The following is a 14,418-nucleotide window of genomic DNA, read 5'->3' as shown; positions in this document are numbered from 1 at the left end:
TATCTCGATACATCTTACTACAAGAACACTGTTGAATGAGATCGTTGATTTTCCGATAAATAAAGAAAGAATTTGTCATAAGTGGCATCTTATTTGCTAGGTATAATCTGAAGCCAACAAGAAAAAAGGCAGGTCAATATGTTAGAAGAAGATAAAGAGATGAGAGGCGCAGGTGAGCAATATATGAAAGACAAAGCAACAGGAGTCTTATTGAATAGCCAATCTTCGTTTGTTGACCAATTAAGTGTAAGCACCAATCTTTTTGAGCAACTTAAATCGAAGTTTTTTAATGAAATGACGGATGATGTAACGTCGAGCGGAGAAGTTTCTAAAAAAATAGAGCAGTGGTTATCGGTTCATAGTTTAGACGAGCTTAAGCAGCTTAATCTACAGGCAAAACAACATTTTTTATATGAAGGTATTACCTTTACGGTGTATGGAGACGATGAAGGTACACAACGTACTATTCCTTACGATTTAATTCCGAGAGTAATCGAAAAAAAGCAATGGGAGAAAATTTCTCAAGGTTGTGCGCAGCGCGTTAAAGCTTTAAATTTATTTTTGCACGATATCTATCATGATCAACATATATTAAAAGAAGAAATTATTCCGCAAATGCAGATCATGACGCATGAGGCGTTCCAGCCGCATATGCTTAATCACGATTTAAAAGGAAAAATTTATTCTCAAATCAGTGGGATTGATATCATTCGTGATGGTAAAGGTGATTTCTTTGTGCTCGAAGATAATTTAAGAACGCCTTCTGGGGTGTCTTATATGATTGAGAGTCGTAAAATTAGTAAAGAACTCATGCCTGAGCTGTGCGCAGCTAGTCCGTTACAAGAAATTGAACAATATCCAACAATACTCAGAGCCATTTTAGAAGAAAATGCTTATGTAGATAATCCATTTATTGTGGTTTTAACGCCAGGTCGTTTTAATAGCGCATACTATGAACATGCTTTTTTAGCACGTGAAATGGGTGTGCCTTTGGTCAGTAGCCGTGATTTATTTGTTGAAAATGATCATGTCTATGTAAAAACCATACGTGGTCGTCAACGTGTCGATGTGATTTATCGTCGAGTTGATGATGCATTTCTTGATCCTCTTACTTTTAGACCTGACAGTACATTGGGTGTTGCAGGTTTGATGTCTGCGTATTTACAGCATAATGTTGTGATTGCAAATGCACCGGGAACAGGTGTTGCGGATGATAAATCAATTTATCCGTATGTCGATGATATGATTAAATATTATTTGAACGAAACACCGATTCTTAAAAATGTACCGACTTATCAGTGCCGCCGTGATGAAGAGCTGGATTATGTGATCCGTAACATCGAACAGCTTGTTGTGAAAGAAGCTCAAGGTTCGGGTGGTTATGGCATGCTTATTGGTCCTCAGGCAACTCAGGCTGAAATTGACGATTTTAGAAAGAAAGTTTTGGCACATCCACATTTATATATTGCTCAACCTACGCTTGAATTGTCTGTTGCACCGACGATGACTCAAGATGGTATTGCCGAGCGACATATCGATTTACGTCCATTTGTTCTGGCTTCGCCATATCGGACGGAAATTGTACCGGGTGGTTTAACTCGGGTCGCAATGAAAGCAGGTTCACTCGTGGTGAACTCATCACAAGGTGGCGGTATTAAAGATACATGGGTTGTAGAAGCACTTCATTCCTAATTTCAGGACAAGGACGGAACTATGATTTTACTTTGTTCAAATGCACAACATATTTATTGGTTAGGACGCTATTTAATGCGTGTTAATTTCTTTTGTAGTCGTGTTCCATTTACTCAGGATCAGGACGCGATTGAATTTAGCCATGCATTTTGTTTGCCTGCTTATGATGCGGCGTCATTAAATGAATTGGCACTTGATCCAGAACAACCTTATTCATTTGCCAAACAATTTAGTTACGCGCGCGATAATATTTATGAGTTACGTTCTGTTTTAGCTGCCAAAGCCTATTCTGAACTGAATGTGCTGATTAAAAATGCCAGTGAGCAGCCGGGCTATATCTGCGATATCGTGCAAGAATGTAATGAAATTCTGGAAGCTGAAACTGATCGAGATATTCTATTGTTCTTTAGCTTGGGACAAAAAATAGAATTACTGGATTCAGTTTTGCGCTTTAAGCAAGATCCAACCGCAGCAATGGCACAATTGGATGGCATTATTCATGCGCTTAGAAATTATGGCTGGGTAAGCTTGGAAGATGCTTGGCTTCAGTTCAAGCTAGAACCTAACTTGATTTCTTTTTATCATTTTCACGATCAACTGCAATTGATGTTTGAGGCACCTGTATGAAGCTGATGGTGAATCATCAAACGCATTATGCATATAGTGAACGTGCTTGTAATAGCATTCAATATATCAAGATGATTCCTCAAAGTTCAGCCCATCAACATGTTCATTACTGGGATATTAGTGTCCCAGGTGAACGAGTAATTAAAACAGATGTATTTAATAATGTGTGGATTACTTCATCACAGCGATTTGATTATCAGCATTTGACTATTATGGCTCAAGGCGTAGTTGAGTTATATGAAAATGATGCAGGTGCGCACCAACCAGATGTACCAATCAGTTTATTTCTACAGCCCACGCTGGCTACGCAGTGTGATGCTGAAATGCTAGATTTTGTTCATCAGCATGTGAAATATCCAAGTTTGGAAAGTTTGAGAACTTTGGCTGAACAGATTTTAATAAAGGTGGGCTATGCACCATTTTCAACCACGGTGCAATTTACAGCAAGGGATGCATTTCATACGGGTTCTGGAGTGTGTCAGGATCATGCACATATTATGATTGCCATGTGTCGTGCTTTAAATTTACCAGCCCGCTATGTTTCAGGCTATTTATACGATTCAAATGCACCTCATCTGGCTAGTCATGCATGGGCAGAGGTTTTTTTAGGTAAACAATGGTATTCTTTCGATGTAAGTAATCAATTATTTAGGCCTTCTTCACATATTTATATTGCGATTGGACGCGATTACTTTGATGTTGCGCCAGTTCGTGGAATGCGTGAAAGAGGTGGGGTAGAAAAAATGGTATCAACAGTTCAAGTATTGGCCTGTTGAGTGGAATGAATACGATGACCTATTGTTGTGCTTTACGTTTAAATGATGGATTGGTCTTTATCAGTGATACCCGTACCAATGCAGGTGTAGATCAAATTTCGGTGTTTAGAAAACTTTATACGTTTGGAAAACCGAATGACCGATTTATAGCTATACAAACTGCTGGAAATTTAGCCACCACGCAGGCAGTTATTGGGCATCTAAGGAATCAGCTTGAGCTGCAAGAACAACCTAACTTATATACGGTCAGTACCATGTTTGAGGTTGCTCAACTGGTAGGGCGTACTTTACGCGCAGTGATTGAAGATATTACTGAGGATACACTAGAGCAAAGTAACTACTATTGTAGTCTTTTAGTGGGCGGACAGATCGGTAATAGTGAACAGCAGCTCTATAATATTTATCCACAAGGAAATTTTATTTGCGCAACCAAAGACACGCCATATTTTCAAATTGGTGAAAGTAAATATGGCAAACCTATTTTAGATCGGGCATTGTCATATCATATGCCCTTGGATGAGGCACTGCGTTGCAGTTTACTTTCTTTTGATTCAACCCTACGTTCAAATGTCTCTGTCGGTTTACCTTTAGATGTATTGGTTTATCACGTAGATAGTTTGGAAATGCCGAAAGGCAAACGTGTCACACAAGATGATGCTTATTTTCAAAAAATTAGTAAGCAGTGGTCCGAAATATTACGCGCAGGTTTACACGAAATTCCAAAACCGTCCAACGAGTATCTGGAATAACGTCGACACACTGGCATAATAAAATAATCGAGGTAACACCATGATCTACCAAATTTGTTATGCCAGTGAAGCAACTTCTTCAAATGAACAGTTAATGGTTGATTTGCGAGAGATTCTGACGCGTGCCATGCACTTTAATTATGTGCACGAAATTCAAGGGGTGCTGTATTACGCAGACCGTTACTTTTTCCAGTGTCTCGAGGGTGAAAAAACACAAATATTAGATTTGCTTGAATCCATTCGTAAGGATGCTCGCCACGAAAACCTTAAGGTTCTTCAACAAAAAGATATCGAGCACATGAATTTTAAAGATTGGTCGATGAAATTTGTGCGAAAACGTAGTGAAGTTAAAGCATTCTTTGCTGAAATGGGAAGCGCGCGTTTTGACCCTTATTTACTGGAGGGTGAATCTTTAGAACATTTTTTGCTTATTTTAAAAGATACTGAAGCAGAAACTCCTGCCTAAACAGGAGTTTGAATATATTAAATTTCAATTTTACGTCGAATTGGTCGATTGCTTAAACGACAGAGTAACTCATATCCAATCGTTCCATTTGCTTGGGCAACGTCATCTACCAAACGATGTTGCCCCCACAGTTCTACTTCTTGATCCAGTGCTGCATTTAAGCCTGTTACATCAATGGCGATCATATCCATGCTGACTCGTCCAATCACACGTCTCAGCTTGCCATCTATTGCCACATAGTTTTGTGTAGTATAAGCGCGTGGATAGCCGTCGCCATAGCCAATGGATACAATGGCAATATCTATATTTTCTTCAGCAGTAAATAATGAACCATAACCCACAGACTCACCTGCTTGAATAGAATTAAGCGCAATAATCCGTGCAGTAAAGGTCATCACTGGTTTTAGGTCCAGTTCATGAATATTTTTGTCTGCAAATGGAGTTGCGCCGTAAAGCATGATGCCGGGACGTACATAATCAAAATGCAGTTCTGGCCAATTAAAGATCGCTGCTGAATTACAACATGACACCTCAATTGGTGCGCACATATCTTTAATCTTGAGTAGTTGTTGAATCTGTTGCTGATTCATAGGGTGAGCTGGAACATCAGCATTGGCAAAGTGCATGACCAATACACAGTGCAGACCTTCACGTTTTAAACGAGTAATAACATCAATAATGTCATCAATTTTAAACCCTAAACGGTTCATTCCGCTGTTTAACTTGATCCAGACTTTCAAGCCTTGTTGAATATATTCATCTTTGTAGTTTAATAGCCATTCGACTTGCTGATGATGATGTATCACACATTCAAGTTGATGTTTTAAAACAGCATCCATTTCATTGGCATTAAAAATCCCTTCAATCAGGGTAATTGGATGTTTGGCACCGTGTGAACGAAGCTCAAGTGCTTCTTCCAATGTAGCGACACCAAAAGCATCTGTGTTATTTAAGGCTGCTAAACAGTCTTTGACTCCATGTCCATAAGCATTGGCTTTGACCATACTCACAATTTTCGAGTGTGGTGCAAGTTGTTTGACACGGTTTAAATTATATTGCAATGCTGAACTGTCAATATAAACTGTTGCTTGGCGCACCCTTGTTTCTCCTTTGGGTTACAAATTCATTTAAATTGCGATTCAAAATTTAAGGGGCTACTCAAGTAACCCCTCAATATCATGGTCTGAATTCTAATTTATTCCTCATCATCATACTGACTATAATATTCAGGTGAGAGGTTACTAAAACGTGTGTACTGACCTTCAAATGCCAAACGTACTGTACCAATCGGGCCGTTACGTTGCTTACCAATAATAATTTCCGCAGTGCCTGCTTCTTTAGATTCTTTATTGTAGACTTCGTCACGATAAATAAACATGATCAAGTCGGCATCCTGCTCAATCGCACCAGATTCACGTAAGTCAGACATGACGGGACGTTTGTTAGGACGGTTTTCCAGACTTCGGTTCAACTGAGATAGAGCAATGACTGGACACATCATTTCTTTCGCCAGTGCTTTTAAGCTACGTGAAATTTCTGAAATCTCACCAACACGGTTATCGCCCATACCCGGCACTTTCATCAATTGTAAATAGTCGACCATTATGCAACCGATTTTTCCATCATGCATTTTGGCAATACGTCTTGCGCGTGAACGTACTTCAGTTGGTGGCAATGCAGAAGAATCATCAATATAAAGATGCTTTTCCTGAAGCTGTAAAATAGTCCCTGTCACTTTCGACCATTCATCGCCATCGAGTTTTCCTGAACGCAAATGTCCTTGATGCACTTTGCCATAGGATGAAATAAGACGCATGGCAATGGAGTCCGCAGGCATTTCCATGGAATAAACCAGTGCCGGTAAATTGCTATTAAATAACACACTTTCAACCAGATTCATGGCAAATGTAGTTTTACCCATAGAAGGACGTGCTGCGACAATAATCAGATCGCCCGCCTGCATACCATAGGTTTTGTTATCAAGTTCTAAAAATCCAGTGGAAAGTCCTGTAATATTGCCATCAAGTTTAGACAATTCATCCAGTTTGCTAATGACATCGGCAGTGACCGAACTAATCGATTTTGGACCTGCATCTTTCTTATTGTTATTGTGCTGTTCTGCCAAAGAAAAAATATTGGTTTCAGCCAAATCCAGAATTTCACTGACTGGACGACCTTTAGTGTCGTATGCATTTTGAAGAATATCACTACTGACTTTAATCATACTGCGTAGTGTTGAGAATTCTTTAATTTTACCTGCATAGGTTTCTAAATTATAAAAACTTGAAGGGGAGTCCGCCATCAGTTGCATGAGGTATTCTTCACCCCCGACAGCATCTAGCAAATTTTGTTTTAATAACCAATCATTTACCAATACGGCATCATAAGGTGAGTTTTCCTGTGCCAGTTTTTCAATCGCACGGAAAATGTATTTATGTCGAGTGGCATAAAAATCGCTTTCTTTGAGCAAATCACCAACTTGTTCAAATGACTCAGCAACCGTCATTAATGCTGCAAGAACGGCTTGTTCAATTGCCAAATTATGCGGGGGCGTGCGAAATTCCTTGAGTTGACTGCTTTCAGTAGTTTTTTTATCAGCATTAAACGTATTTGCAGGAATTGTGGCATTAGCCTGAGACATAGATAACCTTGATAATAAATAACGAATATAGTGAAACTTAATATTTTGAGTACGTACGTACTTCACTCAGCAACTATCTTAGTCCAAATGTCGCTAAGTATCTAACAGAATAAGTAGATTAGTCGTAAAGAAATAATAGTAAACTAAAATTTTAGAGATAAAAAAAGAGCATGCAAAAGCATGCTCTTTTTTCTTACAAAAATTACTCAGATACGATTGTAACGAGAACTTCTGCAACAACATCATGATGCAATTGAATTGCGATGTTGAATTCACCCGTGTGACGAAGCGCACCATTTGGTAAACGAACTTCTGCACGGTCAACAGTAAGACCAGCATTCGTCAATGCGTCCGCGATGTCACGAGTACCGATAGAACCGAAAAGTTTACCTTCATCACCCGCTTTTGCAGTGATCACGATATTAACTTCGTTCAATTGGTCAGCACGTGATTGAGCAGCAGCTAATACTTCAGCTTCTTGCTTTTCAAGTTCAGCGCGACGAGTTTCAAAAGCAGCAGTGTTAGCTTCAGTAGCAGCAACAGCTTTACCCTGTGGGATCAAGTAGTTGCGACCAAAACCAGCTTTAACTGATACTTTGTCACCAAGTTTACCTAGGTTCTTAATGCGTTGTAATAAGATAATGTCCACAGCTCACCTCACTTATGGTTATCAGTGTACTGAATCAATGCCAAGTAACGAGCTTGTTTAATTGCAAGTGCTAATTGACGCTGATAACGAGCTTTAGTACCCGTGATACGGCTAGGAACAATCTTACCATTTTCAGTAATATACTGTTTTAAGGTATCGATATCTTTATAGTCGATGTAAGCAACATTCTCAGCTGTAAAGCGGCAGAACTTGCGACGACGGTAAAAACGTGCCATTGATGTTCTCCTTAAGCTTCTTCAGCAGATTCGTGTGATTGCTGTGCTTCTTCACGTTGAGCTTTACGCGCACGTTTTTCTTCAGCACTTTTTGCAAGTAACGATTCTTCAGTGATGGCGTGATCGCGACGGATAATGATGTTACGAATAATTGCATCGTTATAACGGAACAATTCTTCTAATTCATCAAGCGTCGTTTGACCACATTCAACATTCATAAGAATGTAATGTGCTTTGTGAATCTTGTTAATTGGGTAAGCCAATTGACGACGGCCCCAATCTTCTAAACGGTGAATTTGACCATCAGCTTCTTTGATCTGAGAGATATAGCGTTCAACCATACCAACTACTTGATCGCTTTGATCTGGATGTACTAAAAGTACGATTTCGTAATGACGCATTGTCAGCTCCTTACGGTTTAGACAGCCCCTAACATAATGGTTAGAAGCAAGGAGTCATAACTTATAATAAGTTATGTCGCATAAATTGCGAAGGCTGAATTATAGAGAATAATATATATAAAAACAAATAGTTTTTACTGCGAAACAACGTGGGAACTAAACGCAAACACTCCTCTCTGTTAAAAGAGAGGAAGATGTGGGGCAGGTGAAGAGTAAGTAAAACTAAAGCTTAGACTAAGTATCGTGATTAAAATCACAGAGTAAAGAAAAAAGCGTTTAGCCCAGAGCTGATCATTTTCTGCTTTGAAGCCAATAATTGACAAATAGAGCCAATAAGCAGTCAGTGCATTAAAAGTAATCAGAAAAAAGATGTTGGTATAGCCGAAACAATATAGCCCATTTAGAACTGCTGCAAAAAGCACAATATAAATGACACATTCCACTTTGGTTCTGTAGATAGAGCGTGCTACGGGCAAAATAGGAATCCCTGCATTTTTATAATCATCAAAGCGGTAGATTGCAATTGCCCAAGAGTGGGGCATTTGCCATAAACCATAAGCTAGGAAGATAAGTAAGGCAGCAATATCAAATTCATTGGTTACAGCAACATAACCAATCACTGGCGGACTTGCACCAGAAATACTACCAATGACAGTTTGATGAATTGTGGTTCTTTTAGACCAAAGGCTGTAAAAAACTACATAAACAACAAAACCAATCACTGCAAATAAAAACGAATAGGCATTCACTCCGAACCATAAAATGCTAAAACCAATGACGCCAAGTACAGTCGCGTAAGTAAGAGCAACAGATGGAGAAATGGTTTTTTTGACTAAAGCACGATTTTGAGTTCGCTGCATTTTTTGGTCGATGTCTTGGTCAATAACATTATTGACAACACAACCTGAGGCAACAACAAACGTTGTACCTAAAAGAGTGAGGATGAGTAAGAGGAAATCTACATGTCCCTGAGCGGCTAAGAAAAAGCCGCCCAGAGTGGTAATGAAATTACCGAAGAGAATTCCTGGCTTGGTCAGGAATAAATATTTTTTCAACATGACAACCAGTTTAGATCATCATATTGAAGTGTAAGTAGTTCATGATCCATACAGAGCCAATCAAGAGAACAGCAATACATAGAATCGTATAAACAAAAGCAATTAAATTCCAGCGTTGTTCAGATGATGTATTCATGTGTAAGAAAAACACAAGTTGTACAAGTACCTGAGCAACGGCTGTAATACCAATCACAGTCATTAATAGACCACGAGAAAATCCGCCAGCCATTACCATTCCGAAAGGAATGATGGTGAGCAGAACTGAAAGGATAAAACCAATGGTATATTGTTTAACGTTACCGTGAGATGCACCAGCAGCATTATGATCGTGACTACTCATTAGAGAACTCCCATTAAGTAAACGACGCTGAATACACAGATCCATACGATGTCAAGGAAGTGCCAGAACAAGCTTAGACAAGCGAGACGACGTGTATTTGGAAGTGTCAAACCTTGAGTTTTGATTTGATACATCAACACAATCATCCACACCAAACCAGATGTCACGTGGATACCATGCGTACCAACTAAGGTAAAGAACGCAGATAAAAACGCACTTGTGCTTGGGCCATGACCTTCGTGAACTAAATGATGAAATTCATAAAGTTCCATACCAATGAATGATGCACCAAAGATAAATGTAACTAAAAGCCACATAATCACTTGATTGACATTCTTTTTATATGAAGCAAGAACAGCAAAACCAAAAGTCACAGACGAGATTAAGAGAGCAAAGGTTTCAGTTAAAACAAAACCTAAAGACTCACTAAAAAGCTCGTGTGCACTTGGTGTACCTGGCGGAACATGGCTGCTCAAAACAGCGAACGCGATGAAGAGTGTACCGAATAAAATCAAGTCACTCATCAAGTATGTCCAGAAACCAAAGACCGTTAAGTCGGTATCATCATGTTCATGATGACCGTCGTGGCCATGGTTGTCGTGATGAAGTACTTCAGCCATATCCTTAGTCCTTCTTCAAATGTTTTTCAAGTAATGCATAGCGTTCATTTTCAATGCGCTCAACTTCAGCAGCAGGCACATAGTAATCCACTTCTTTAGTGAATGAACTACGAATGAAGCTAATGATTGCTGCAATGAAAGACACTGCAACTAACCACCAAATATGCCAGATTAGTGCAAAGCCCATTAAGGTAATGAACATCGCAATAACAAAACCAGCAGCACGGTCAGTTGGCATATGAATGTCTTCATACTGAGCAGGACGTGCATAGGCAACACCATTTTCTTTGTCTGTCCAGAAACGGTCAACACCATTTGCTTCAGGAACTTGAGCAAAGTTATAAAATGGAGCAGGAGATGACGTCGACCATTCAATTGTACGACTGTCCCATGGATCGCCTGTGTGGTCCATGTTTTGATGACGTTGTAAGAAACCTACAATGATTTGCATCAAGAAACATGCGATACCAATTGCAACCAGCACAGCACCAAATAATGCAATTGCTAAGTACGGATCCCACTCTGGATTGTCATATGTATTCAAACGACGTGTCATACCCATGAAGCCAAGGATATAAAGTGGCATGAATGCAAAATAGAAACCAAAGAACCAGAACCAGAATGCTGCTTTACCCCAAGCTTCATTTAACTTCCAGCCAAACATTTTTGGCCAATAGAAAATGATACCGGCAAACATACCAAATACAACACCACCGATAATCACGTTATGGAAGTGTGCAATGAGGAACAATGAGTTATGTACAAGGAAGTCAGCAGGTGGAACCGCCATCAATACGCCAGTCAAACCACCAATACCAAACGTCACAAGGAAGCCTAGTGTCCAGAGCATTGGAGTTTCGAAAGTAATACGACCTTTGTACATGGTAAATAACCAAGAGAAAATTTTAACCCCTGTTGGGATCGCAATAATCATGGTCATGATACCGAAGAACGCATTGACGTTCGCGCCAGCACCCATGGTAAAGAAGTGGTGAAGCCATACCACAAATGCCAATACAGTAATGGCAATCGTTGCATATACCATTGATTTGTAGCCGAACAATGCTTTGCGAGAGAATGTCGCAACAATCTCTGAGTACAAACCAAAGGCTGGTAATACCAAGATATATACTTCTGGGTGACCCCAAGTCCAAATCAAGTTCACATATAGCATTGGACTACCGCCAAGCTCATTTGTGAAGAAATGGAAGCCGAAATAACGGTCAAGGGTAAGCATTGCAATGGTTGCAGTCAATACAGGGAATGACGCAATAATTAACACCGCTGTACACAATGAAGTCCAAGTGAAAATTGGCATGTCCATCAGTTTCATGCCAGGTGCACGCATTTTGATGATGGTCACAAAGAAGTTCACACCAGATAAAAGCGTACCAAGACCAGAAACCTGAAGTGCCCAGATATAGTAGTCAACGCCAACACCTGGAGAATACTGAATTCCAGAAAGTGGAGGATATGCCATCCAACCTGTAGCAGCAAACTCACCGAGTACCAGCGAAGCCATCATTAGGCCAGCAGCACCAGCAAATAACCAGAAACTTAATGAGTTAAGTAATGGGAATGCAACATCACGTGCACCAATTTGTAGAGGTACAGAAATGTTCATCATACCAACAACCAGACCCATTGCTACGAAGAAGATCATGATCACGCCATGCGCGGTAAAGATCTGGTCATAATGGTCAGGATGTAGATAACCTTCACCGCCACCTTTTGCTAGGAACAGTTGAAGACGCATCATGATCGCATCTGCAAAACCACGCAATAGCATGACCACAGATACAAGGATGTACATAATACCAATTTTTTTATGGTCTACAGATGTAAACCATTCTTTCCAGAGATATCCCCATTTTTTGAAATAAGTGATACCACCTAGAACAGCAATTGCACCAATAGCCATTAAGACCATTGTCACTAGTACAATTGGCTCTTTAGGGATAGAGTCCCATCCGAGTTTACCTAATAACAACATGGCTTATTCCTCTACAGAAGCAGTTGCATGTGCATTAGCATCATGAGCTTCAGAACCTTGTGCAGCAGTTGCTGAATGGTCTGTACCGTGATAGTTGCTCATGTATCTGTTAATGACAGTTTCAAACAGTTTTGGTTCAACTGAAGAATAGTAAGTCACAGGATGTGGCTTATTTGGGAACGGTTTCATGGCTTCGGCTTTCGCTAAAGCTTCTGCATCACCAGCTGCCTGTGCACGATGTACCAAAGCTTCGATTTGATGTTTAGAACGATCGCCATCTTTTAATGTTGCAAGCTCGGCTTGATCAAGTGCGCTCTTCTGAATAGCTTCAGCATTAATGCTTGTACCATTACCAGCTTTAACCGCTTCTACCCATTGAGCAAATTCAGCTTCTGTTACACTATACGCTTTAAAACGCATTTGTGAGAAACCATAGCCTGAGTAGTTAGACGAGAAACCACGATATTCGCCAGTTTCATTCGCTAATAAATGCAGATGGGTTTGCATACCCGCCATTGCATAAATTTGGCCACCTAACGCAGGAATGAAGAAAGAGTTCATTGTAAAGTTAGATGTAATTTTAAAGCTTAAAGGTGTTTTCTCTGGGAAACGTACTTCATTTACTGTCGCAATATTTTGTTCAGGATAAATAAAGATCCATTTAAACTGTTCAGCGATAACTTGAATAGTTAATGGTGCTTTATCTGAATCTAATGGACGGTAAGGGTCGTACTTGTGGGAACCCCACCAAGTTAACCAAGCTAAAATACCAATAATAATGACAGGGATACCCCAAACTACAATTTCAATTGCAGTAGAGTGTGCCCAAGTAGGTTTATAGTCTGCATCTTTATTTGACGCGCGATATTTCCAACCAAACCATAACGCCATAATGATTGAAGGAATTACAACCAATAGCATTAAGTAGATCGCAGTCATCATCAGGTTACTTTGACCTTCTGCAACTGGACCTTTAGAGTTTAGAAGTACCATATCACCACCACACCCGGTTAAAAGTGCAGTAATCGTCGTTAAAGACAACACAGCTAAAATTGTTTGTCTCATTTTACAACCTCGGTGAAGAGTCCCATTCCCTAAGTAAATTGGGGATAGCGATAAAAGTGTCGCATGATGGAGAAGAATAATCCTTGTTTCAGAACATATTTCTCAATCATGCGATACAGCTATGTTGTAGGGCATTATGCCTGATATCGTTAAAGTAAGCTACTTCAATGTTGAGTTAAATATTGGGTATTAAACCTGATTTTTTCAGTTGGTTTTAATCTTGAATCTATAATTTTTTTTATTTCTTTTCAGTAAGTTGTTTTAAATAAAGGAGTGAATAGTCACTCCTGATGTTATTTTTTAAGATTGATGACTTTCGTCTTGGCGAGTCTATCATGCAAACTGTTGTTTCCTTTGGATAAAAATAAAACAAGGTCTGCAATAAATACGATCACTAATAATGGAAATACACTAATGAGTTGAGAAATGATAATAAATAGAAAGGAACGTACAAAAAAGCCTCTAAATTGGCCCGGGAGTTGATTGGTCGTTACATCTACAATCTGTAAGTGAAATGCTTTTTTACCAATCGATTGACCCGAACGCGCAATAAAAAAGTTTTGTAAAAATAATAGACCGAGTGTGTAGACTAATAAAGCAATAGGGACCCATGCTGGCATATTGTCACGCATGGCTTCAGCAATTTTGATTTGCTCATCTACACTAAAACTCGTAGTTTGCTGTAACAGGTCATGCGGCAAAAACAGTAAGGTCACAATAATCTGAGGTAGAATGAGTAAAGTCAGATCAATCAGTTTTGCTGAAATTCGTTTGCTAACAGGCGCAGGTGTTTCTTTAGATGTGTGTTGAACTTCTACACTGCGGATGACATCATTATGGGAACTGGTCGGCGTGTCAAAAACGCTAGCGTTACTTGAATAATTCTGAGGCTGGTATACAAGTTTACCTTGAGTTAATTCCCCCAATGCTTTCCATTCAGTCATGCCTTCGTGCCATGCCAAGTCAGTAAGAAGCACTTGCTGGCTAGCGAGCATCTGGTTCAATTGATCAAGTGTGTATGGACCAGCTTGTTGGTTATTTCTTGCTAAGTAAATTTGCATAAGTTTTAAATCTCAACAGCTTAAAGATGAAAAAGACCCCACGC

Annotated in this window: 16 protein-coding genes; 5 read left to right on the top strand and 11 right to left on the bottom strand. The window is 39.6% G+C overall.

The window, feature by feature from the left end; genetic code table 11:
• The first annotated feature begins 183 nt into the window (after positions 1-183).
• From E0D95_RS03840 to E0D95_RS03820, 5 genes are read left to right on the top strand one after another with little or no spacing between them, the layout of a single operon-like run.
• Positions 184-1,692, top strand: coding sequence for a circularly permuted type 2 ATP-grasp protein (locus tag E0D95_RS03840; protein ID WP_431830753.1), 1,509 nt, complete (start codon positions 184-186; stop codon positions 1,690-1,692).
• A 21-nt stretch (positions 1,693-1,713) separates the two neighbouring features.
• Positions 1,714-2,319: an alpha-E domain-containing protein gene (locus E0D95_RS03835; RefSeq protein WP_130802641.1), complete on the top strand. Its 606-nt coding sequence runs from the start codon at positions 1,714-1,716 to the stop codon at positions 2,317-2,319.
• Complete coding sequence (locus tag E0D95_RS03830; protein WP_130802640.1) at positions 2,316-3,095, top strand: transglutaminase family protein; 780 nt, start codon at positions 2,316-2,318, stop codon at positions 3,093-3,095. The genes E0D95_RS03835 and E0D95_RS03830 overlap by 4 nt, the downstream gene beginning before the upstream one ends.
• Before the next feature lie 14 nt (positions 3,096-3,109).
• Positions 3,110-3,844 (top strand): proteasome-type protease, encoded by a 735-nt coding sequence (locus E0D95_RS03825; RefSeq protein WP_130802639.1) that lies wholly within the window; start codon positions 3,110-3,112, stop codon positions 3,842-3,844.
• A gap of 40 nt (positions 3,845-3,884) precedes the next feature.
• On the top strand, positions 3,885-4,310 hold the full coding sequence (locus E0D95_RS03820) for a BLUF domain-containing protein (protein ID WP_130802638.1): 426 nt from the start codon (positions 3,885-3,887) through the stop codon (positions 4,308-4,310).
• Between the two features lie 17 nt (positions 4,311-4,327).
• Here E0D95_RS03820 and alr read toward each other — a convergent pair whose 3' ends face one another.
• From alr to E0D95_RS03765, 11 genes are all read right to left on the bottom strand, one after another.
• On the bottom strand, positions 4,328-5,407 hold the full coding sequence (gene alr / locus E0D95_RS03815) for an alanine racemase (protein WP_130802637.1): 1,080 nt from the start codon (positions 5,405-5,407) through the stop codon (positions 4,328-4,330).
• A 98-nt stretch (positions 5,408-5,505) separates the two neighbouring features.
• Positions 5,506-6,951: a replicative DNA helicase gene (gene dnaB, locus E0D95_RS03810; RefSeq protein ID WP_130802636.1), complete on the bottom strand. Its 1,446-nt coding sequence runs from the start codon at positions 6,949-6,951 to the stop codon at positions 5,506-5,508.
• 202 nt (positions 6,952-7,153) lie between these two features.
• Positions 7,154-7,600 (bottom strand): 50S ribosomal protein L9, encoded by a 447-nt coding sequence (gene rplI / locus E0D95_RS03805; protein ID WP_130802635.1) that lies wholly within the window; start codon positions 7,598-7,600, stop codon positions 7,154-7,156.
• 8 nt (positions 7,601-7,608) lie between these two features.
• Positions 7,609-7,836, bottom strand: coding sequence for a 30S ribosomal protein S18 (gene rpsR, locus E0D95_RS03800; protein ID WP_130802634.1), 228 nt, complete (start codon positions 7,834-7,836; stop codon positions 7,609-7,611).
• Positions 7,837-7,847: 11 nt separating this feature from the next.
• The gene (gene rpsF, locus E0D95_RS03795) at positions 7,848-8,237 is read right to left on the bottom strand and encodes a 30S ribosomal protein S6 (RefSeq protein ID WP_130802633.1); all 390 of its coding nucleotides are present in this window, start codon (positions 8,235-8,237) and stop codon (positions 7,848-7,850) included.
• A 179-nt stretch (positions 8,238-8,416) separates the two neighbouring features.
• The gene (cyoE, locus tag E0D95_RS03790; protein WP_130802632.1) at positions 8,417-9,295 is read right to left on the bottom strand and encodes a heme o synthase; all 879 of its coding nucleotides are present in this window, start codon (positions 9,293-9,295) and stop codon (positions 8,417-8,419) included.
• Between the two features lie 10 nt (positions 9,296-9,305).
• Entirely contained in the window at positions 9,306-9,635 is a 330-nt protein-coding gene (locus E0D95_RS03785) for a cytochrome o ubiquinol oxidase subunit IV (RefSeq protein ID WP_130802631.1), read from the bottom strand.
• Entirely contained in the window at positions 9,635-10,255 is a 621-nt protein-coding gene (cyoC, locus tag E0D95_RS03780) for a cytochrome o ubiquinol oxidase subunit III (protein ID WP_130802630.1), read from the bottom strand. Before cyoC ends, E0D95_RS03785 begins: the two co-directional genes overlap by 1 nt.
• Before the next feature lie 4 nt (positions 10,256-10,259).
• A complete protein-coding gene (gene cyoB, locus E0D95_RS03775; RefSeq protein WP_130802629.1) occupies positions 10,260-12,248 on the bottom strand; it encodes a cytochrome o ubiquinol oxidase subunit I in 1,989 nt (662 codons plus the stop codon).
• Between the two features lie 3 nt (positions 12,249-12,251).
• Positions 12,252-13,313 (bottom strand): ubiquinol oxidase subunit II, encoded by a 1,062-nt coding sequence (cyoA, locus tag E0D95_RS03770; RefSeq protein ID WP_130802628.1) that lies wholly within the window; start codon positions 13,311-13,313, stop codon positions 12,252-12,254.
• Between the two features lie 293 nt (positions 13,314-13,606).
• A complete protein-coding gene (locus E0D95_RS03765) occupies positions 13,607-14,374 on the bottom strand; it encodes an RDD family protein (RefSeq protein WP_130802627.1) in 768 nt (255 codons plus the stop codon).
• Positions 14,375-14,418 lie beyond the last annotated feature (44 nt).

This window comes from Acinetobacter ihumii (genome assembly GCF_900625095.1).
Taxonomy (GTDB): domain Bacteria; phylum Pseudomonadota; class Gammaproteobacteria; order Pseudomonadales; family Moraxellaceae; genus Acinetobacter; species Acinetobacter ihumii.
Note: the sequence above shows the minus strand (reverse complement) of the source record. Positions and strands in the feature narration are given on the sequence as shown.

Excerpts from the sequence above, each read along its gene's own strand:
- E0D95_RS03840 (WP_431830753.1), top strand. The coding sequence starts at position 184 with ATGAAAGACAAAGCAACAGGAGTCTTATTGAATAGCCAATCTTCGTTT.
- E0D95_RS03835 (WP_130802641.1), top strand. The coding sequence starts at position 1,714 with ATGATTTTACTTTGTTCAAATGCACAACATATTTATTGGTTAGGACGC.
- E0D95_RS03830 (WP_130802640.1), top strand. The coding sequence starts at position 2,316 with ATGAAGCTGATGGTGAATCATCAAACGCATTATGCATATAGTGAACGT.
- E0D95_RS03825 (WP_130802639.1), top strand. The coding sequence starts at position 3,110 with ATGACCTATTGTTGTGCTTTACGTTTAAATGATGGATTGGTCTTTATC.
- E0D95_RS03820 (WP_130802638.1), top strand. The coding sequence starts at position 3,885 with ATGATCTACCAAATTTGTTATGCCAGTGAAGCAACTTCTTCAAATGAA.
- dnaB (WP_130802636.1), bottom strand. The coding sequence starts at position 6,951 with ATGTCTCAGGCTAATGCCACAATTCCTGCAAATACGTTTAATGCTGAT.
- rpsR (WP_130802634.1), bottom strand. The coding sequence starts at position 7,836 with ATGGCACGTTTTTACCGTCGTCGCAAGTTCTGCCGCTTTACAGCTGAG.
- rpsF (WP_130802633.1), bottom strand. The coding sequence starts at position 8,237 with ATGCGTCATTACGAAATCGTACTTTTAGTACATCCAGATCAAAGCGAT.
- cyoE (WP_130802632.1), bottom strand. The coding sequence starts at position 9,295 with ATGTTGAAAAAATATTTATTCCTGACCAAGCCAGGAATTCTCTTCGGT.
- E0D95_RS03785 (WP_130802631.1), bottom strand. The coding sequence starts at position 9,635 with ATGAGTAGTCACGATCATAATGCTGCTGGTGCATCTCACGGTAACGTT.
- cyoC (WP_130802630.1), bottom strand. The coding sequence starts at position 10,255 with ATGGCTGAAGTACTTCATCACGACAACCATGGCCACGACGGTCATCAT.
- cyoB (WP_130802629.1), bottom strand. The coding sequence starts at position 12,248 with ATGTTGTTATTAGGTAAACTCGGATGGGACTCTATCCCTAAAGAGCCA.
- cyoA (WP_130802628.1), bottom strand. The coding sequence starts at position 13,313 with ATGAGACAAACAATTTTAGCTGTGTTGTCTTTAACGACGATTACTGCA.
- E0D95_RS03765 (WP_130802627.1), bottom strand. The coding sequence starts at position 14,374 with ATGCAAATTTACTTAGCAAGAAATAACCAACAAGCTGGTCCATACACA.